18 protein-coding genes are annotated in these 20214 nt (G+C 61.0%); 8 read left to right on the top strand and 10 right to left on the bottom strand.

The window, feature by feature from the left end:
• Window positions 1-63 precede the first annotated feature (63 nt).
• The 3 genes from dalD to FH08_RS0117775 all read left to right on the top strand — a co-directional run bounded on the left by dalD (window position 64) and on the right by FH08_RS0117775 (window position 4147).
• Window positions 64-1455: a D-arabinitol 4-dehydrogenase gene (gene dalD, locus FH08_RS0117785; protein WP_031359625.1), complete on the top strand. Its 1392-nt coding sequence runs from the start codon at window positions 64-66 to the stop codon at window positions 1453-1455.
• 122 nt (window positions 1456-1577) lie between these two features.
• On the top strand, window positions 1578-3059 hold the full coding sequence (gene xylB, locus FH08_RS0117780; RefSeq protein ID WP_031359624.1) for a xylulokinase: 1482 nt from the start codon (window positions 1578-1580) through the stop codon (window positions 3057-3059).
• A 140-nt stretch (window positions 3060-3199) separates the two neighbouring features.
• A complete protein-coding gene (locus FH08_RS0117775) occupies window positions 3200-4147 on the top strand; it encodes a sugar-binding transcriptional regulator (RefSeq protein WP_031359623.1) in 948 nt (315 codons plus the stop codon).
• 77 nt (window positions 4148-4224) lie between these two features.
• On the opposite strand, the gene FH08_RS0117770 is transcribed toward FH08_RS0117775, so the two are convergent.
• The 6 genes from FH08_RS0117770 to FH08_RS0117745 all read right to left on the bottom strand — a co-directional run bounded on the left by FH08_RS0117770 (window position 4225) and on the right by FH08_RS0117745 (window position 10350).
• On the bottom strand, window positions 4225-5346 hold the full coding sequence (locus tag FH08_RS0117770) for an ABC transporter ATP-binding protein (protein WP_031359622.1): 1122 nt from the start codon (window positions 5344-5346) through the stop codon (window positions 4225-4227).
• A gap of 49 nt (window positions 5347-5395) precedes the next feature.
• Window positions 5396-6124 (bottom strand): HAD family hydrolase, encoded by a 729-nt coding sequence (locus FH08_RS0117765; protein WP_419178017.1) that lies wholly within the window; start codon window positions 6122-6124, stop codon window positions 5396-5398.
• Window positions 6125-6170: 46 nt separating this feature from the next.
• The gene (locus tag FH08_RS0117760) at window positions 6171-7019 is read right to left on the bottom strand and encodes a carbohydrate ABC transporter permease (protein ID WP_031359620.1); all 849 of its coding nucleotides are present in this window, start codon (window positions 7017-7019) and stop codon (window positions 6171-6173) included.
• Window positions 7016-7951, bottom strand: coding sequence for a carbohydrate ABC transporter permease (locus tag FH08_RS0117755; RefSeq protein WP_031359619.1), 936 nt, complete (start codon window positions 7949-7951; stop codon window positions 7016-7018). Before FH08_RS0117755 ends, FH08_RS0117760 begins: the two co-directional genes overlap by 4 nt.
• Before the next feature lie 113 nt (window positions 7952-8064).
• Window positions 8065-9372, bottom strand: coding sequence for an extracellular solute-binding protein (locus FH08_RS0117750; protein WP_035566522.1), 1308 nt, complete (start codon window positions 9370-9372; stop codon window positions 8065-8067).
• Window positions 9373-9576: 204 nt separating this feature from the next.
• Window positions 9577-10350: an L-iditol 2-dehydrogenase gene (locus tag FH08_RS0117745; protein WP_031359617.1), complete on the bottom strand. Its 774-nt coding sequence runs from the start codon at window positions 10348-10350 to the stop codon at window positions 9577-9579.
• Between the two features lie 405 nt (window positions 10351-10755).
• On the opposite strand from FH08_RS0117745, the gene FH08_RS0117735 reads away from it, so the two are divergent.
• The 4 genes from FH08_RS0117735 to FH08_RS48475 are packed head-to-tail and all read left to right on the top strand — an operon-like array spanning window position 10756 to window position 13582.
• The gene (locus FH08_RS0117735; protein ID WP_035566487.1) at window positions 10756-11652 is read left to right on the top strand and encodes a metal ABC transporter solute-binding protein; all 897 of its coding nucleotides are present in this window, start codon (window positions 10756-10758) and stop codon (window positions 11650-11652) included.
• A gap of 43 nt (window positions 11653-11695) precedes the next feature.
• Window positions 11696-12613, top strand: coding sequence for an ABC transporter ATP-binding protein (locus FH08_RS0117730; protein WP_051888349.1), 918 nt, complete (start codon window positions 11696-11698; stop codon window positions 12611-12613).
• Window positions 12606-13388, top strand: a complete 783-nt coding sequence (locus FH08_RS0117725; protein ID WP_031359614.1) for a metal ABC transporter permease — start codon at window positions 12606-12608, stop codon at window positions 13386-13388. Before FH08_RS0117730 ends, FH08_RS0117725 begins: the two co-directional genes overlap by 8 nt.
• Complete coding sequence (locus tag FH08_RS48475; protein WP_035566485.1) at window positions 13385-13582, top strand: hypothetical protein; 198 nt, start codon at window positions 13385-13387, stop codon at window positions 13580-13582. Before FH08_RS0117725 ends, FH08_RS48475 begins: the two co-directional genes overlap by 4 nt.
• Before the next feature lie 7 nt (window positions 13583-13589).
• On the opposite strand, the gene fghA is transcribed toward FH08_RS48475, so the two are convergent.
• From fghA to FH08_RS0117700, 4 genes are all read right to left on the bottom strand, one after another.
• Window positions 13590-14435: an S-formylglutathione hydrolase gene (gene fghA, locus FH08_RS0117715; RefSeq protein WP_031359613.1), complete on the bottom strand. Its 846-nt coding sequence runs from the start codon at window positions 14433-14435 to the stop codon at window positions 13590-13592.
• Window positions 14436-14512: 77 nt separating this feature from the next.
• Window positions 14513-15619 carry an S-(hydroxymethyl)glutathione dehydrogenase/class III alcohol dehydrogenase gene (locus FH08_RS0117710; RefSeq protein ID WP_031359612.1) on the bottom strand — a complete coding sequence of 369 codons (1107 nt, stop codon included), beginning with the start codon at window positions 15617-15619 and terminating at the stop codon, window positions 14513-14515.
• A gap of 62 nt (window positions 15620-15681) precedes the next feature.
• Complete coding sequence (locus tag FH08_RS0117705) at window positions 15682-16914, bottom strand: AGE family epimerase/isomerase (protein ID WP_031359611.1); 1233 nt, start codon at window positions 16912-16914, stop codon at window positions 15682-15684.
• Between the two features lie 79 nt (window positions 16915-16993).
• A complete protein-coding gene (locus tag FH08_RS0117700) occupies window positions 16994-18424 on the bottom strand; it encodes a xylulokinase (RefSeq protein ID WP_031359610.1) in 1431 nt (476 codons plus the stop codon).
• A 335-nt stretch (window positions 18425-18759) separates the two neighbouring features.
• On the opposite strand from FH08_RS0117700, the gene FH08_RS0117695 reads away from it, so the two are divergent.
• Window positions 18760-20133, top strand: a complete 1374-nt coding sequence (locus FH08_RS0117695) for a nucleobase:cation symporter-2 family protein (protein ID WP_031359609.1) — start codon at window positions 18760-18762, stop codon at window positions 20131-20133.
• Window positions 20134-20214 lie beyond the last annotated feature (81 nt).

The following is a 20214-nucleotide window of genomic DNA, read 5'->3' as shown; positions in this document are numbered from 1 at the left end:
ACAACGAGACACAGCACAGCGCCCGGCACCGCATGAGGCGCATCCAGATCAGAGGAAGACGACATGACTACCGAAAGCCACGCAGCCGCCGACGTGATCCTGCACATCGGCGCGGGTTCTTTTCATCGTGCGCATCAGGCGTGGTACCTGCACAAGCTGATTGAATCCGGAGACACGCGCTGGTCGCTGACGGTCGGCAATATCCGCGGCGACATGAACGCCGTGCTGGAAGCGCTAGCCGCACAAAACGGCACCTATACGCTGGAAACCGTCACGCCGCAGGGCGAGCGAGCGTACGAAACCATCCGCTCGATCACGAAGGTCGTGCCGTGGGCAGCGGACCTGAACGCGCTTGTGGCGGCGGGCGCTGCGCCGGAGTGCAAGATCGTGTCGTTCACGGTGACCGAAGGCGGTTATTACCTCGATGAACACCATAAGCTGGACACGGCCAATCCGGATCTGGCCGCCGACCTGAAAGGCGCCCGCACGACGATCTATGGCGCGCTCGCCGCCATTCTCGATGCTCGCATGAAGCAGAACGCGGGCAAGGTGACGCTGCAGAACTGCGACAACCTGCGCAGCAATGGCGATCGTTTTAAAGCCGGCATGCTCGAATTCCTGCAACTGCGTGGCGAAACTGCGTTGCGCGACTGGATGATCGCGAATACGTTGTGCCCGAACGCGATGGTCGACCGCATCACGCCACGCCCGACGCCCGATGTCCGCGAGCGCGTGCTGGCTGCAACCGGTATCGACGATAAAGCGCCCGTCATGGGCGAAGCGTTTATCCAGTGGGTGATCGAGGACGAATTTATTGCGGGGCGCCCGGCTTGGGAGAACGTCGGTGCGGAAATGGTCCACTCGGTGTTGCCGTATGAGGAAGCGAAGATCCGCATTCTCAACGCGACGCATAGCTGTATCGCGTGGGCGGGAACGCTGGTCGGGCATCAATACATTCACGAAGGCACGCAAGACGCCGATATCCGCGCACTCGCCGAAGCCTACGTGACCGAAGACGTGATTCCGTGCCTGTCGCCGAGTCCGATCGACCTGGCCAAGTACCGCGATGTGGTCATCGATCGCTTCGTCAATCCGTATATCCAGGACACGAATCAACGCGTGGCCGCCGATGGCTTCTCCAAGATCCCCGGTTTTATCGCGCCGACTTTGCGTGAATGTTTTGCGCGCCAGGTGGATCCGAATGCGACCGCCATGTTGCCCGCGCTGTTCTTCCGCTTCCTCGAACGCTGGCACGAAGGCAAGCTGCCGTACGCTTACCAGGACGGCGTGATGGATCCCGCCACCGCGCACGCTTTCTTTGAGGCAGACGATCCGGTGAAGGCTTTCGTCGCCGATAAACTTTTGTGGGGCAGCCTCGCCCAAAGCGCTGATCTGGAACGCGTGCTGCGCGCGGCGCTGGGCCGTGTCGATACATGGCTCGCCAAGAGAGCCTAAGCTGCTCAATCACCCTTCTTCATGCCCGTCCGGTGTTATTGCCAATGGCGTAACACCGGCAGCGGCGCTACATTAGCGCCTCCGGTTTCCCGCGGCTTCACGCCTTCATCAAGGGTTCGTCCATGTATTTAGGCATCGATCTCGGCACCTCCGAAGTAAAAGTTCTCCTGCTCGCAAGCGACGGCAGTGTTGTCGGCACAGCGGGCACGCCCTTCACCGTATCGCGTCCGAAGCCCCGCTGGTCCGAGCAAAATCCGCTCGACTGGTGGGACGGCACACGCGCCGCGCTCTTCGCTTTACGCGATAAATTCCCGCAAGAATTCGCGCAGGTGCGCGGCATTGGTTTGTCGGGACAGATGCACGGCGCGGTGCTGCTCGATTCGGAAGATCGCGTGCTGCGGCCGGCGATCCTCTGGAACGACATGCGCAGCGACAAGGAATGCGACGAGCTGACGGAGCGCGCGTCGCATTTGCACGAAATCGCCGGCAATCTCGCGATGCCCGGTTTCACCGCGCCGAAGCTTCTGTGGGTACAGCACAACGAGCCGGACATTTTCAATCGGACGGCATGTGTGTTGTTGCCGAAGGATTATTTGCGCTTGCATCTGACGGGCACGAAAGTATCCGATCCGTCGGACGCCGCCGGCACCTTGTGGCTCGATGTCGCCCGCCGCGACTGGTCCGATGAACTGCTCGCCGCCTGCAACATGACGCGCGCGCAGATGCCGGCGCTGGCCGAAGGCAGCGAACCATCGGGCACGCTGCTGCCCGAGCTCGCCCGCGAACTCGGATTGCGCGATGGCGTGGTCGTCGCGGCCGGTGGCGGCGACAACGCGGCAAGCGCGGTGGGTATCGGCGCGACGGAACCGGGCGATGGTTTTCTGTCGCTGGGAACATCGGGCGTGCTGTGCGTGGTCGGCGACCGCTTCCGGCCGAATCCATCGTCGGCGGTGCATGCGTTTTGTCACGCCATTCCGGATCGCTGGCATCAGATGAGCGTGGTGTTGTCGGCGGCGAGTTGCCTGCGCTGGGTCTGCAAGCTCACCTCGACCGACGAACCCACGTTGCTTGCTGAAATCGCGGCGCTCGATCCCGCCGCACTCGAAATCGCGCCGCTCTTCCTGCCGTATCTCAGCGGCGAACGTACGCCGCATAACGACCCGTACGCGCAAGGCGTGTTCTTCGGTATGACGCACGCAACCGACCGCGCGTTGCTCGGTTATGCGGTGCTCGAAGGCGTGACGCTCGCGTTGACCGATGGCCTCGATGCATTGCAGGCCGCCGGCACGGAAGTGCATGCGCTGTCGCTCCTGGGCGGCGGTGCGCGCAGCAAGTACTGGGGCCAATTATTAGCCGATGCCCTCAACACCCGCACGCGCACGCACGGCGGCGGCGAGACCGGCGCAGCGCTCGGCGCGGCACGGCTCGGCTGGCTGGCGGCAGGCGGCGATCCGGCCGTGGTGCTGGCTAAGCCACCCGTGAAGGACGAGTTCATCCCGAACGCGGAACGCCATGCAATCCTGCGGCAGCGGCTGAAGGGTTTCCGCGAGTTGTATCAGCACGTGCGCCCGTTGTTCGATCCGGCGCGTCCGCGGCTCGCGTGACGGTTTGAATGATGACTTAAGCGGCGCGCGAAGAGTTTTTGCCCTCAGGCGTCGAGCGTGCACAATGTCGATCTATCGCGTGCCTTTATGGCGCGCGATTCTCTTTGTATTCGACACGAACGACCAGACATCGAGCCACCGTGCCCAAGTCCAACGAAAAACTCGATCTCGCCACCCGCGCCGCGTGGCTGTATTACGTCGCGGGCAACACGCAGAATGAAATAGCAGAGAAGCTGCAGATCTCGCGGCCCGTCGCGCAGCGGCTGGTCGCGTTCGCGGTGGAAAAGAACCTGATCCGCGTGCGCGTCGATCACCGGATTGCCGACTGCCTCGCGCTGGCCGCGAAGTTATCGAAGCGATACGGCTTGTCGATGTGCGAAGTCGTGCCCATCGACGGTGATACCCCCGAGCAGGTGGATCGCAAGCTGGCAGTCGCGGGCGCACAAGTGATGGAGCGTTATCTCACCGATGAAAAACCGCTGGTGATCTCGATCAGCACCGGCCGGACGCTAAAGGCCGTGGTCGCGCAAATCGGGCAACTGGAGCGTCCGCAGCACCGCTTGGTGTCGATGGTAGGGGCTATTGCCCAGGACGGTTCCTCGAACCGCTACGACGTCGCGCAGCATCTCTCCGAAAAGACCGGCGGCAAGCATTTCATGTTGCCCGCGCCGTTGATGGCCGATAGCCGCGCCGAGCGCGAGCAATGGTGCAATCACCGGCTGTACCGGATTGTCGATGCGCTGTCCGGGAACGCCGATGTCGCGTTTATCGGGATCGGCAATATCGGGATCAATTGTCCGCTGCATGAGGATGGCTTTATCACGACCGCCGAAGTGGAAGAGATGATGGAGGCGGGCGCGGTGGCAGAGTTGCTCGGACTGCCGATCGACGCGCTAGGTGTGCGGGTGCAATCAACGACCGGCGAGCGTGTGACGAGTTTGCGGCTCGATGCACCCCCGAAGCGGCCGACTATAGGGTTCGCTGGCGGCTTGAGAAAACGCGAAGCGGTGATCGCCGCGTTGCAAGGTAAATGGCTGTCGGGGCTGGTGACGGATGAGTTGTGCGCGCAAGCAGCGCTGGACGCTTGAGAGAGGTTTAAACGTAGTGTAAAAAAGCGCCCGGGCCATTGATGACCCGGGCGCTTTCACATCGAAGAACGTAAAACTCAAGCCGCCGACAGCACCTCGACAATCTTCCGCTGATACGCAATGCCATCCGCGTTAAACAGATGGCAATGCTCAGGCAACGCGCCAAGCTTCAGCACTTCGCCACGCGAATGGCGCTCCAGAGGCGGAATCCGGGCGATGATCCCCTCCGGCGCCACGGAAGACTCCGAGTAGAGATACGCCGCATCCCCGAGCGACTCGACGGCCATCGTCTTAGCCGATACCCCGTGCTCCACCGTCGCCGCGGTCCCTGCATGCAGATGCTCCGGACGAATCCCGACCGTCACGGAATCGCCGACCTTCGCATTACCCGGTTCGACCGCCGTCAGTTGGGTCTCACCTGTCGCGTACTTCACGAGCACGCCATCGCTTAGCACCTGCGTGACTTCGGCGTTAAAGAAATTCATCTTCGGCGAGCCGATAAAACCGGCCACGAACTTGTTCTGCGGCGCGTGATAAAGCTGATTCGGCGAGCCGACCTGCTCCACGTTACCCGCCGACAGCACCACGATCTTGTCAGCCAGCGTCATGGCTTCCACCTGATCGTGCGTCACGTAGATCATCGTGGTTTTAAGCTCGTCGTGCAGGCGCGCAAACTCCAGGCGCATCTTCACGCGCAACGCGGCGTCGAGGTTGGACAGCGGTTCGTCAAAGAGGAACACCTTCGGCTTGCGCGTGATCGCACGACCGATTGCCACCCGCTGACGCTGGCCACCGGACAACTGCTTAGGCTTCCTATCGAGCAAATGATCGATGTGCAGGATCTTCGCGGCCTGCTTCACCGCTGCATCGATCTCCGGCTTGCTCGTGCCGGCGAGCTTCAGACCAAACGCCATGTTGTCGTACAGGGTCATGTGCGGATACAGCGCGTACGACTGGAACACCATCGCAATGCCACGCTTGGCCGGCTGCAGGTCGTTCACACGCACGCCGTCGATAGTCAGGTCGCCGCCGGTGATATCTTCCAGCCCCGCGATCATTCGCATCAGCGTGGATTTTCCGCAACCGCTTGGGCCCACGAACACGACGAACTCGCCATCGGCGATATCGAGGTTCACGCTGCGAATCACTTCCGTTTCTTCGTAGCGTTTGTTGATGTTGCGCAGATTCAGGCTTGCCATGATGGAGTCTCCGTCTTTAACTTGGCTTCGTTTTCTGCGAGCAAGAGGCTCACGGCAGTTCGAAGCTTGCGTTTTGCAGCCACTGCCCGACGAGCGTGGGAAGTTGTCCCATCTCTTCGAACACGACACTTGCGCCAGCACGTTTCAGCGCATCAATTTGTCCTTCAGTTGCATGCCCGCCGCCCAGGAAACCGAGCACCGTCATGCCCGCCGCCGCCGCCGCAGTAACGCCGGTCACGCTGTCTTCGACCACCACGCAACGTTCCGGTGCGACCCGCATGGTCCGCGCCGCCGCGAGGTACACGTCGGGCGCGGGTTTCGGGTTCGGCACTTTATCGGCGCAAAACAGACGCTCGCCGAAAAACCGCACGAGGCCCGTGCGGTTCAGCACGGCTTCCACATACGACGTAAAGCTGTTGCTCGCGCAGGCCTTGCGCAAGGAAATCGCGGCCAGCGCGGCCTCGATTCCGTCGACTGCAGGCCCTTCCACGGCCGCGGCTTCCACGACCACCCGGATTGCGTCGATCTGGGCTGCATCGAGCGTCCGGCCGAGCGCTTCAGCCGTGCGCAGCAGCACCGTTTCGATCCGCAGCCCGAGCAGCGGCGTGACGATCGGCTCGGCATCCACGCCGGGCCAGAGCGCCTGCATCTCCTGCACGAGCACGCGTCCCGCAATCGCTTCGCTGTCGATCAATACGCCGTCGCAGTCGCAGATCAGCAGATGCCCATCGTGGGCAACGACTGGAGCGAGCACGCCTGGTACGCCGGCTTGGGACAAGTTCAGGTTCACTGGATCGACCTCGCGTTCCACCTTGGGTTGCACGTCATTTCACCGCGCCGAAGGTCAGGCCACGCACCAGTTGCTTCTGCGACAACCAGCCGACAATCAGGATCGGCGCCACAGCGAGAAGTGAAGCCGCCGAAAGCTTCGCCCAGAACAAGCCCTCAGGACTCGAATACGACGCGATGAACACCGTCAGCGGCGCCGCGTTCGAACTCGACAGGTTGATGCTCCAGAACGCCTCGTTCCACGACAGGATCACGAGCAGCAACGCGGTGGAGGCGAGCCCGGGCAGCGACATCGGCATCAGCAGGTAGACGATTTCCTGCCACGTCGCCGCACCATCTATACGCCCTGCCTCCAGGATGTCGCGCGGGATTTCATTGAAGTACGTGTAGGACATCCAGACGGCGATCGGCAAGTTGATCAGCGTATAGACAATCACCAGGCCCCACACCGTGTCGAGCATGCCGGTGTTTTTCCACAGCAGATAGATCGGCACGAGCACGCCCACGGACGGCATCATCTTCGTCGAGAGCATCCACAGCAGTACTTTCTGCGTTTTCTTGGTCGGGAAGAACGCCATGGCGTAGGCGCACGGCACGGCGAACAGCAAGCAGATCACCGTGACGCCGACCGAGATCAGGATGGAGTTCCACGCAAACGCAAAGTAGTTACTCCGCGCGAACACCTCGCGGAAACTGTCCAGCGTGGGCGAGAAGATCAACGATGACGAATAAGCCTGCTGCTCGGTCTTGAACGCCGTGATGGTCATCCAGAAGATCGGGAAAAACAGCAGCAGTGCGAACAGCCACGCGATCACACCCAGCACGCCACGCTTGAGCGTATCGAGGATCGGCACGGACGTTGTTGCGGTAACGGGATGGCTCATGATTCGTACTCCCCTTTCAGGTTCTTCGCGAGCATGCGCACCAGGAAGAACGCAACGACGTTCGCCAGCACGACCGCCAGGATGCCGCCTGCAGAAGCCAGGCCGACGTCGAATTGCTGCAGGCCGAGCGCGTAGATCAAGTACGACAGGATGGTGGTCGCCGTGCCTGGGCCGCCGCCGGTCGTCGTATAGATTTCAGCGAAGATGGAGAGCAGGAAAATGGTTTCCATCATCACCACCACGGCAATCGCGCGTTTCAAGTGCGGCAGCGTGATGTAGAAGAACATGGCGAACGCACCGGCGCCGTCGATACGTGCCGCTTCCTTCTGCTCCTGGTCCAGTGACTGGATCGCCGTGAAGAGAATCAGGAACGCGAACGGCAGCCACTGCCACGCAACGATCACGATCACCGCAAAGAGCGGATAGTCGCCAAACCAGTCGATCGGCTGGAGCCCCAACGATCGCATCAACTGCGCTATCAGGCCATACACCGGATGCAGGATCATGTTCTTCCAGATCAGCGCGCTGACTGTAGGCATGACGAAGAACGGCGCAATGACGAGCAGCCGCGCAATACCCTGGCCGATGAACTTGCGATCGAACAACACGGCAAGCAGCACGCCGCCAATCACCGTAATCAGCAACACCGATCCGATCAGGGTCAGCGTGTGAACAATCGACGGCAGGAAGGCCGGATCGGTGGCAAGGAATTCATAGTTATCGAGACCGGCAAAACCTTTGACGTCGGGGTTCAACAGGTTGTATCGAGAGAACGAATACCAGATGGTCATCGCAAGCGGGATGGCCATCCACAGGAACAGTACGGCGGTCGACGGCATGATGAGCCAGCGGACCGACTTCGCGCGTTTCTTGTCGCGCGCTGCGGCGGATTCCGCATAACCGTCTGTGAGGGGGGGATTAAGTTGACTCATGATCGTGTCACCTCTCGATGATGATGCGCAGGCCGCGCGCCAAGCTTCCTCACGGAAGCGGCGCGGCCCGCTGTCCTACATTAGGCGCAGCAAGTGACTGCTGCTTCGGGTCCTTACTTCTGGTACCCGGCCTGCTTCACGGCACGATTGGCTGCGGCGTTGCCCGCAGTCAGTGCGGCATCAACAGTCGTCTGCCCGGCGACCACACCAGCGATCGACTGGCCGACCACGGTACCGAACGACTGGAATTCAGGAATCCCGACGAACTGCACACCGGTGTACGGCACCTTTTGCAGCGTTGCATCGGTCGGGCTCGCCGATTCGATTGCGCTCAGCACGAAGTCGCCGAACGGCGCCGCTTTCTTGTATTCCGGATTGGCGTAGGTGGACTTGCGCGTGCCCGGGGGAACCGAGGCCCAGCCTTCGTCCTTCGCAGCCATTTCGATGTATTCCTTCGACGTCGCCCAGGTTGCGAACTTCTTGGCAGCGTCCTGCGATTTCGAGGTCTTCGGAATCGCGAGCGACCACGACCACAACCAGTGGTTGCCCTTCGGCGTGACCGCGATCGGTGCTGCGGCGAAGCCAATCTTGTCAGCCACTTGCGACTGCGCCTTGTTGTACAACATGCCTGCCGCCACCGTCGCGTCGATCCACATCGCGCACTTGCCCGAGGACATCAACGTCAGGTTCTCGTTGAAACCATTCGAGCTGGCTCCCGGAGGGCCGTCGCTCTTGAGCAGGTCCGAGTAGAACGTGAGGGCCTTGTGCCATTCCGGGGTATTGAGTTGGGCATCCCATTTTTCGTCGAACCAGCGGCCGCCGTACGTATTCACGACCGTCGAGAAAAACGCCATGTTCTCGCCCCAACCCGCTTTGCCGCGCAGGCAGATGCCGTACTGGCCTTTGGATTTGTCGGTGAGCTTGTCGGCGAATTGCTTGATCTGGTCGTAGGTCGGCTGGTCGGGCATCTTCAGGCCGGCGGCTTCGAACAGGTCCTTGCGGTAATACGTCATCGAGCTTTCGACGTAGAACGGCAATGCATACAACTGGCCGTTATACGAGAGGCCGTCGCGAGCGGTCTTCACCACGTCGTCGAGATCGTAGCTGGCCGGCAGATTGTTCATCGGCGCGAGCCAGCCGCGCTTGCCCCACTGCGGCGCTTCATACGTGCCGATCGCCATCACGTCGAACTGGCCGCTGTTCGTGGTGATGTCGGTGGTGGCGCGCTGACGCAGTACGTTTTCTTCGAGAATGACCCACTTCAGCTGAATGTCCGGATTCGCTTTTTCGAATGCCGGCGACAGTTTCTTCAACTCGATCATGTCCGGGTTGTTGAGCGTCGCGATCGTCACGGTCGTGGCTTTGGCGGCAATTGGCGCAATCGCGGCAACGGCGAATGCAGCGAATGCGAGCGAGCGCATCGGCAGGTTCTTGAGGGTGAAGTTGGCGCGTTTCATGTTGTTTCGTCTCCTTTATCGTTAGCACGGGCGCTGGTCTTGCGTTGCGTTGCTTGCAGCAGTCGATACTCGGGTAGTACAGGTGTTGCTTTAATCAACTTTCCTAATCTTCTTCACTGAGGCGGCTTGGGATACATGCGTGCGTTTGCAAGCATGCAAGCCGCGCTGTCAACTCATCCAGTTGCCGCCGTCCACGTTCAGTGTTTGTGCCGTGATGTAGTCAGAATCCGCCGATACGAGGAACAGCGCTGCGCCCGTCAGATCGCTCGGCAGGCCCATGCGGCCGAGCGGCACAGCCTCTCCAACCAGACGCTTCTTCTCGCCGAGCGGGCGGTTTTCGTACTTCGCGAAGAGCGCGTCAACGGTCTCCCACATCGGGGTATCGACAACACCCGGTGCGATGCTGTTCACGTTGATGCCATGCTTGGCGAGGCCCAGCGCGGCTGATTGCGTATAGCTGATCACGGCGGATTTGGTCGCGCAATAGTGGGAAACTAGCGCCTCGCCGCGACGCCCGGCCTGCGACGACATGTTCACGATCTTGCCGCCACGGCCCTGCTCCACCATGCGTTGCGCGACTAGTTGCATCAGGAAGAACATGCCCTTCACGTTGACCGAGAAGAGGCGATCGAAGATGTCCCAGGATTCGTCGAGGATCGGGCGCATGTCGAAGAGCGCCGCGTTGTTGAAGAGGATGTCGATGCCGCCGAACTTTTCGACGGTGGTCGAGACGATGCGCTCCAGGTCTTCACGCTTCGTGACGTCAGCCTTCAAGGCAAGCACACGCCCGACGCTGTCCGGGAAACGCTGCGCCAACTCGGTTTCGTCCTTCAGATCGACGACGACGACTTTCGCGCCTTCGTCCAGAAATCGTTTCGTGACCGCTTCGCCAATTCCGCTTGCCGCACCCGTCACGATTGCTACCTTGTCCTGCAGTCTCACGGCTTTTCTCCGATTCGTCTCTGATTCCGCTGCCTGAAAATTCCACACTTGAACGCGTCGATGGTGAGCGAACGCTCTTTGCGCGATCAATTGCTCTCTGTTTGGTCGAATGATCGGCGAGGCGTGAGGCGGTGTCAAGGCACGCCGCCATGTTTCGATGGTGCGGCGCGCAAAGCACCCCAAAACTGCGGGAAAACCCCAACCGGCGCGGGTTTGCGGGAATTGGACAACACCTGGGAAGAGTCGCGGACAGGCTTTCGTAATACGTCAATGGATGCAAAACGAAGTGATACGTTATATCATCGCCGTCGATTCGAACGGTCGCGTTGCCTCTGCGGCGAGCACGCAGAACGAGAACGCCACGCACACCGTCCGCCGCTATCCACCCTCGTTCCAGGAAACACCATGAGCAAACTTGCCGCCGCCATCCTGACCTGCACGGCCCTTTTATCGGTGAGCTTCTGCAGCACAGCCACGGCGCAAACGGCGTCCACGGGCGTGGTACCGGTGGTCGCAGCCGAGAATTTCTATGGCGATGTCGTGCGCCAGCTCGGCGGCAATCATGTCCAGGTAACGAGCATCCTGAGCAACCCCGACGAAGATCCGCATCTCTTCGAAGCCAGCCCGAAGACCGCGCGCGCGTTGCAGAATGCGACGCTTGTGGTGTACAACGGCGCCGACTACGATCCGTGGATGGACAAGCTGCTGTCGGCATCGAAGGGCAAGGGGCGCACGACCATCGTCGCGGCGCAACTGATGGGCAGGAAATCCGGCGATAATCCGCATCTCTGGTACGACCCGGCGACCATGCCGACGGTGGCGAAAGCGGTGAGAAACTATCTGGTGCAGGCGGATCCGGCGCACGAGGCTGACTACGATGCGCGTCTGGCGACGTTCCTGGCATCGGTGAAACCTATTGACGACAAGGTCGCTGCGCTCAAGAGCCAATACAAGGGCGTACCCGTGACGGCGACGGAACCGGTGTTCGGTTATATGTCGGATGCGATCGGGCTCGACATGCGCAACAACCGCTTCCAGCTCGCCGCGATGAACGATACGGAGCCGAGTGCAACGGATATTGCTGCGTTCGAAAAGGATCTGCGCGAGCGTCGCGTGCACGTGCTGATCTATAACAGCCAGGCGACGGAAGCACTCACGAAGCGCATGTTGAAAGTGGCCCACGATTCACACGTGCCGAGCATCAGCGTCACCGAGACGCTGCCCGCCGGCAAGACCTTCCAGACATGGATGACGTCGCAGCTCGACGCGTTGTCGGTTGCGCTGCAGGGAAAGACACAATGATGGGATGTGGCACAAAGATGTTCGCGCTTTCGGGCGCGTTGCAATGACGGTTCCGGACGCGGGTTCGACGCGCGGTAAAGCCGGCGCGCTGGAGGTCGAGCACGTCGCGCTCGAACTTGGCGGACGATCGATTCTCAAGGACGCCAGCTTCAGTGTCGCGGCGGGCGAGTTTATCGGCGTGCTGGGTCCGAACGGAGCCGGCAAGACCACGCTGATGCGTGCCATGCTGGGGTTGCTGCCGTTATCGAAGGGCGCGATTCGCGTGAACGGTGCGCCGGTCGTACGCGGCAATCCGTCCATTGGCTACATGCCGCAAACGCGCAGCGGTCTCGCCGGACGACATGTGCGCGGCCGCGATTTTGTCGCCATGGCCGCCGATGGTCATCGTTGGGGCCTGCCGCGCGCGAGCGCCGCAGCGCGTGCCGATGTCGATCGCGTGCTCGATCTGGTCGGCGGCCGAGCGCTCGCCACGCGGCCATTGTCCGAGTTGTCGGGCGGCGAACGTCAGCGTTTGCTGCTTGCACAATGCCTGCTCGGCGACCCGAAACTCCTGCTCCTCGATGAACCCCTGATCAGTCTCGATCCGCGTCATCAAACCGGCGTAGTCGATCTCGTGCGAAGCGTGCAGCGTGAACTCGGCATTACCGTGCTGTTCTCCGCGCACGAACTCAATCCGCTGCTCAACTCCATCGACCGTGTGCTGTATCTCGGCAATGGGCGCGCGGCGCTCGGTACGATCGATGAAGTCATCACGAAGCCGGTTTTATCGCAGCTATATGGATCACCGATTGACGTGATGCGTGTGAACGGCCGCATCTTCGTGATGGCTGGTGACGTGGAAGTCGACAAGCTCGACCACGCGCACGAAGACGGCGCCGAAGGCCATTCCCACGATCACGACCACGGCCACGCGCACGGTCACGCTCATCACCACACCGGAAAGCATTCCCACGATGTTTGAATACGAGTTCATGCAAAACGCCTTCGCGGCGTCGGGCATTGTCGCGGTGCTGGCGGGCGTGGTCGGCTACTTCCTCGTGTTGCGCGGCCAGACCTTTGCGGGTCACGCGTTATCGCACGTAGGTTTCACCGGCGCGACCGGCGCCGTGCTGGTCGGCATGTCGCCGCTCTGGGGCATGATCGGCTTCACGCTTGCGGCGGGTATCGGCATGGGCGCGCTCGGCGAAAAGCTGACCGGACGCGATGTCGCTATCGGCGTGATCCTGACGTTGTCGCTCGGCTTCGGCTTGCTGTTCCTGCACTTCTTTACCGCCTACGCCAGCCAGGCGACCGCGCTGCTGTTCGGCAATGTGCTCGGCGTGAACCATGAAACGCTGGTGGTGCTCGCCGGGCTCGCGGTGGTCAGCCTCGGCGCGCTCGCGATCATCATGCGGCCGTTGCTGTTCGCATCGCTGCAACCGGAACTGGCTGAGGCGAAAGGGGTATCGCTGCGCCTCGTGTCCATCCTGTTCCTTGCGATCACGGCGTTGGCGGTGGCGGCATCGACGCAGATAGTGGGTGTTTTGCTGGTCTTCGCGCTGATGGTGGGACCGGCCGCGGCGGCGCAAAACGTAGCGACGCGGCTATCGACCGGCGTGCTGCTCTCGGCGGTTTTCGCGCTGGTGCAGGCGTGGTTGGGATTGACGCTGGCGTATTACACCGACTGGCCGACCAGCTTCTGGATCACGATCCTGGCGGCAGGGGTTTATGGGTTGAGTTTGTTGGGACGGAAATGAATCAATACGCTGACTGGGATGAGTTCTTTGCGTTGCTTAAACACGTGGACGTGCCCGAGGATTTCCTGAGCACGGAAGACCGCAATCAAGGGATCTGCACCCGTGATCCGTTCGAGGGATGGAAAGAACCGACTGAGAAATCAGGCGATGAAATCATAATCGAAAGCGGAAGCGCACCACACGCCTCCGCCTGACCCACTTTCAAGCACACAGCGTGCGTGCATGAAACGCAATATGCTCGCCGATAAACGTCGAGATGAAGTAATACCCGTGGTCGTAGCCGTCATGCCTCCGTACAGTCACCGCCTGCCCTACCTCTTTCGCCGCCGCTTCGAATAGCTCCGGATGCAACTGGGCCGCGAGGAAGTTATCGGCGAGACCCTGGTCGATCAGAATCCCCGCTGCAAATTTCGACGCTGCGTTCTTCACTAGCTCACTCGCGTCATACTGCTTCCACGTTTCCCGATCCTCGCCGAGATAACCCGAAAACGCCTTCACGCCCCAAGGCGATTGCGAAGGCGCGGCGATTGGCGCGAATGCCGACACCGACTTATAAATGTCGGGGTTCTTCAACGCGAGAACCAGTGCGCCGTGACCGCCCATCGAGTGCCCGAAAATCCCCAGCCGATCTTCACGCACCGGCAATTCAGCAAGCACCGCAACGAGCAGATCCCGCGTCACATACGAGTACATCCGATAGTTACGCGCCCACGGTTCCTGCGTGGCATCGACGTAAAATCCCGCACCCACGCCGAAGTCCCACGCCGCGCTTTCGTTCGGCACGCCCGCACCGCGCGGGCTGGTATCCGGTGCGATCAGCGCGATGCCATGCTCGGCCGCATATCGTTGCGCGCCGGCCTTGATCGGAAAGGTCTCTTCTGTGCAAGTCAGGCCCGCAAGATAGAACAACGCGGGCACTTTCCCTGTCGATGCTTCGGCTGGTAAAAACACCGAAAACCGCATCGGCAAGCCAATCGATTGCGAGTCATGTTTGTAGGTCCGCTGCACGCCACCCCAGCACCGATGTTCTTCCACAAGTTCTAGCATTGCTTCATCCCTTCGATTTTTTCGCCGAGGCAGCGCGCCGTCTTTGGCACGCCACCCGCTAGCGCTCCGCGAATACCTCAGTACAACACCACCGAGCGGATCGATTCGCCCTTCTTCATCAGATCGAAACCTTCATTGATGCGCTCCAGCGGCAGCGTGTGCGTGATCAGATCATCGATATTGATCTTGCCTTCCATGTACCAGTCCACGATCTTCGGGACGTCGGTACGTCCTCGTGCGCCGCCGAACGCCGAGCCCTTCCATTCACGGCCCGTGACCAGTTGGAACGGCCGCGTGCTGATCTCCTCACCCGCCGCCGCCACGCCGATGATGAACGACTGGCCCCAGCCTTTATGCGTACATTCCAGCGCCTGGCGCATCACCTTCGTGTTGCCGATACATTCGAACGAATAGTCCGCGCCGCCATCGGTCAACTGCACGATGTGATCGACCACATTCGGAACTTCGTTCGGGTTGATGAAGTGCGTCATGCCGAATTTCTTCGCAAGCTCCACGCGACGCGGGTTGATGTCGACGCCGATGATCTTGTCCGCCCCGACCATCTTCGCGCCCTGGATGACGTTCAAGCCGATACCGCCCAGCCCGAACACCACGACGTTCGCACCGGCCTCGACCTTTGCCGAATACACGACCGCGCCCACGCCCGTCGTCACGCCGCAGCCGATGTAGCAAATCTTGTCGAAGGGCGCATCTTCACGCACCTTCGCCACTGCGATTTCCGGCACGACGATGTAGTTCGAAAACGTCGATGTACCCATGTAGTGGAACAACGGCTTCCCGTCGATGGAAAACCGCGACGTTGCATCGGGCATCAGGCCACGGCCTTGCGTCGAACGGATCGCCTGGCACAAATTGGTCTTGCGCGACAGGCAGAACTTGCACTGCCGGCACTCGGGCGTATAGAGCGGAATGACGTGATCGCCCTTCCTCAACGTGCCCACGCCCGGGCCGACATCGACCACAATGCCCGCGCCTTCATGTCCGAGAATTGCCGGGAAGATGCCTTCCGGATCGGCGCCCGATAGCGTGTAATAGTCGGTGTGACAAATGCCGGTCGCTTTCACTTCGATCAACACTTCACCGGCGCGCGGTCCTTCGAGATCGACTTCCTCGATGGTGAGCGGCTTTCCGGCTTCCCATGCAATGGCGGCTTTGGTTTTCATATTTGGCTCCGTTAGTTGCTCGTTGATTCAGAGTGGGCAGGCAGGCTGTGCGTCGTACTACGTTAAGACACGACGTTTAGTACTTCGTAGCATGCGCCCATGGTGTGATAGTCGACCTTGCCGGCCGGGCTTTTCTCGTTGCTGTATTTCGTGTTGTCGCGGGCGAGTATGCGGTACCACGCGCCCCATTTGTGATCGACGAAATGATCCCAGCTATACGTCCACAGACGGTCGTAATCGTTCCAGTAACGCGTGGCAGTGGCCGCATCACCAGCGTGCGCGGCTTGATCGGCGAGCAACGCGGCGGCGGCCAGCGACTCTGCCTGGACCCAGAAATACTTGTCCTCGTCGTAGAACTCGCCTTTGATATCGAAGCCGTAAACCATCCCACCGTGCTCGTGGTCCCACGAAAAATCCAGCGCTCGGTCGAACAGTTCTCGTGCGCGCGTGACGTGCCATGGATCCGGACGATGCCGGTCCAGAATCAGCAGCAGCTTCGCCCATTCGGTCTGATGGCCCGGCTGGAATCCCCACGGCCGGAAGATGTTGGTCTTGTCGCCCTTGTTGTATTCCCAGTCGACCGACCAGTCCGGCTTGTAGTGCTCCCAGACCAGCCCGCCGGCAAGCGCAGCCTGACGATTCACCATGTTGTCCGCGAGCAGCGCAGCGCGGTCCAGATAACGCACATCCTGCGATGCTTCAAATGCAGCCAGCATCGCTTCGCAGGTATGCATGTTGGCGTTTTGTCCGCGATAGTCCGATACCACCCAGTCCGCGCTGGCCTCGTCTTTGTACAGGCCGTTAGCCGCGTCCCAGAAGTGTGTTTCCATCAGGTCCCAGGTTTCTTCCAGATACCCGCGCGCTTCTTCGAAGCCTGCTTCCAGCGCCTTCGCATAGGCCAGCACGACGAACGCGAGGCCGTAGCAATGATTGGTGGCGTCGGTGACATCGCGACCGTTGAGCGTCCACGCATAACCGCCGGTCTGCGCATTACGATGAAACTCGCGCAGGTATTCAATGCCATGACGCACGCCGCCGCGGTACTCATCGAGCCCAAAGTGCTTGTACGCCATTGCGTAGTTGAAAACGAAGCGCGTGCTTGACACCAGATGCCGCGACTTGCGGTCGTAGAGGGTGCCGTCGTCCTTGTAGAAATGATAAAAACCGCCCGCCGGGTCCATGCAATGCGGGTGATAAAAGGTCATGGTCCGCAATGCGTGATCGAGCAGGAACTCACGCGAGCGAAAGTCGGGATAGTCGGGATGGGTAGGCAAGGACGTGGTTGTATCGGACATATTTCGTATGAGGCTTTTCGTGCTGTCTCGTGGATTCGCTTGGGCGTGCGCTAGTGTAAGCGGAGGTCGAAAACGTGCGTCAAAACCAGCTCGCGTTACGCTGGTATAAATCGATGAAACGCGTATGACGGAGCGCCAGATCCCGGGCGATATCTGCACCGCGCGGCGATGCAACCAGCGTCGCCGATGGCGCCAGCGCCGCCAGATCCGCCGCGTGCCAGGACCCGAGCGCAATGCCGCCAAGGATCGCCGCGCCGCGCGTCGCCGCGTTCGGGCAATCGACGGCTTGCAGGTCCGCATCGAGCGCATCGGCCAGAAGCTGGCGCCAGCGCGAATCGATCGAGCCACCTCCGGCAAGCCGCAGGGTTCGTACCACGGCCGACGATCCGGCGTTCAGACGAATGGCGTCGAGGCCGGCACGCAGCGCAAAAGCCACCCCTTCGAAGGCCGCGCGCATCATCATGCCGCGTGTGTCGCCAAGACCGAGGCCGAGCCAACCCGCCCTCGCCGATGGATTCATCCACGGCGAACGCTCACCGCTCACGTACGGCAAGAACGTCACGTGCGTGGATGCAGACGCACCGAACGCATCGTCATAGGCGCTCGGCCAATTCGTGTAGCCGAGCCAGCCGCGCACCGCTTCGAGCGCCACGCCCACGTTCTGCATCGCAGCCATCCGATACCACTGGTCAGTCGCCGCACGATACGCGTGCAGGCCGATGACAGAGGCCGGCTGATCGGCAGACTCCACCACGATCTGGCCGCCGCTGCCGGTAGTCAGCAACGCGTCGCCATCGGCAAAAAGACCGCTGCCGAGCGCGGCGCAAGCGGTGTCGCCCGCACCCACGGCCAGCACTATTCCCGCCCGCAAACCGAGCAGTTTCGCACCCTCCGCGTTCAACGTGCCGGCCGCTGCATACGATGGCGCGAGCGGCGCGAACCACTCGCGCCGCAGCCCGATTGCCGCGATCAACGCGTCGTCCCACACGCCCGAAGGTTCAGCAAGCGCGGTGGCGCACGCGTCCGACGGATCAGTGCAAACTTCGCCGCCCAACGCCGTTCGCAGCCAGTCTTTCGGCTGCAAGGCCCAGCGTGTCTTGCTCATCACCGCCGGCTCGTTCGCCGCGAGCCAGCGCAGCAACGGCCCTGCCATGCCGGGCGCGACGGGATTCAGTTGCGGTGGGCGCCAGGCGTCGAGCAAATCTAGCGCGCGGGTATCGGGCCATAACATCGCGGGGCGCAGCGCCTGGTTGTTTTCGTCGGTGACTACGACGCCATGCATCTGCCCCGAGAAACCGATTGCATTCACCCGCTCGCGCTCATGGGCTGGCAAGCGCGCGGCTGCATCGCGCAGTGCGTTCCACCAGGTTTCCACCGGCGTTTCGGCCCAGCCGGGAACGGGCGTTGAGACTGTGTACGCGGCGTTCGCGAAGGCGCGTTCGTGGCCGTTTTCATCGACGATAGCGAGTTTCAGCGATGCCGTGCCCAGATCGATGCCAAGAAATCGCATGGAGATTCGCAGAAAAAGTTAAGCGGTAAAAACGGGTTGCGACGGGTTAACCCGCTGCCCGCGTCGCGCCTCAGGAAAACAGACTATGCGGGAGGGCAGATAACCATCATAACCACGCCTCGTAGGTGGACGCCCTGCCAAGCGCGACGCAAATCGTCCTTCGCCCGCCAGCCGTGGCTTCACCACGTCAGACGCGATATTAAGGCACTCGCGGCATATCAGCGCGGCTAAGGGGGCCATACGCCAACGTCGACTTGTTCTCGCTTTTTGCGCCACGTACCTTGAATCACTAATTCGAGGGCACGCTCGGATCAAAATTTGGAGACAGAAACAACATGGCAACAATCCCGGTTCATCCCTGCGACGAACGCTTACCCGCCGCCCAGTTGCTTACACTCGGCATTCAGCACGTACTCGTCATGTACGCAGGCGCCGTCGCGGTCCCGCTGATTCTCGGCGCGGCGCTCAAGCTGCCGAAAGACCAGATAGCGTTTCTCATCAGTGCCGATTTATTCTCGTGCGGCGTCGCAACGCTTATCCAGACGTTAGGCCTTTGGATCTTCGGCATCCGCTTGCCGGTCATCATGGGCTGCACATTCGCCGCCGTCGGTCCGATGGTCGCCATCGGCACGAATCCGGGGCTCGGCATTCTCGACATATTCGGCGCGACGATCGCAGCGGGTATCGTGGGGATTTTCCTCGCGCCGATGATCGGAAAGCTGCTGCGCTTTTTCCCGCCCGTGGTGGTCGGCACGGTCATCGCGGTGATCGGTTTGTCGCTGATGGGCGTGGGCATCAACTGGGCAGCCGGGGGTGTCGGGAACCCCGAGTATGGCAATCCGGTTTACCTGCTGCTGGCGCTGGTCGTGCTCACGCTGATCCTGATGATCAACAAGTTTGCACGCGGGTTTATCGCGAATATTTCGGTGTTGCTCGGCATTGTGGCGGGGTTCGGGATCGCTATGTCGCTGGGACGCGTCGATCTCAACGGCGTGACGAACGCGCCGTGGGTCGGCATCGTGCTGCCGTTTCACTTCGGCCTGCCGCACTTCGACCCGCTTTCCATTGCAACGATGGTCATCGTCATGTTCGTCACGTTCATCGAATCGACGGGCATGTTCCTCGCCGTCGGCGACATGGTCGAGCGTCCCGTCGATCAGAACGCGCTGGTGCGCGGACTGCGAGTCGACGGATTGGGCACGCTGATTGGCGGGATCTTCAACTCGTTTCCGCATACGTCGTTCTCGCAGAACGTCGGGCTGATCGGCGTCACGGGTGTGAAGAGCCGCTTCGTTTGTGCGACCGGCGGCGTGATCCTCGTGGCGCTCGGGCTGTTTCCGAAGATGGCGCAAGTGGTGGCGTCGGTGCCGCCGTTCGTGCTTGGCGGCGCGGGCATTGTCATGTTCGGCATGGTCGCGGCGAACGGGATCAAGGTCCTGTCGAAGGTCGATTTCGTCAAGAACCACCACAACCTGTTTATCGTCGCGGTGAGTATTGGCCTGGGTCTCGTGCCGGTCGTCGCACCGAAGTTCTTCTCGCAGTTACCGCATGCGCTGGAACCCATTCTTCATAGCGGGATCTTGCTGGCGTCGGTGTCGGCGGTGCTGTTGAATATCGTCTTCAACGGAGTGAAGAAAGAACGCGATGCGACCTGCGCGATCCATCGTGCCGGAAGGGATTTTGATGGGAGGGCGAAGGTGAAGCACTGAGGGAGTTCGCGCAGAACTGAGAGATAAAAAAAGCCGCAATAAAAAAAACCGCAGCCCCAAAAGGCTGCGGTTTTTGAACAT

The organism is Caballeronia sordidicola, assembly GCF_000729995.1.
Lineage (GTDB): Bacteria > Pseudomonadota > Gammaproteobacteria > Burkholderiales > Burkholderiaceae > Caballeronia > Caballeronia sordidicola_A.
Note: the sequence above shows the minus strand (reverse complement) of the source record. Positions and strands in the feature narration are given on the sequence as shown.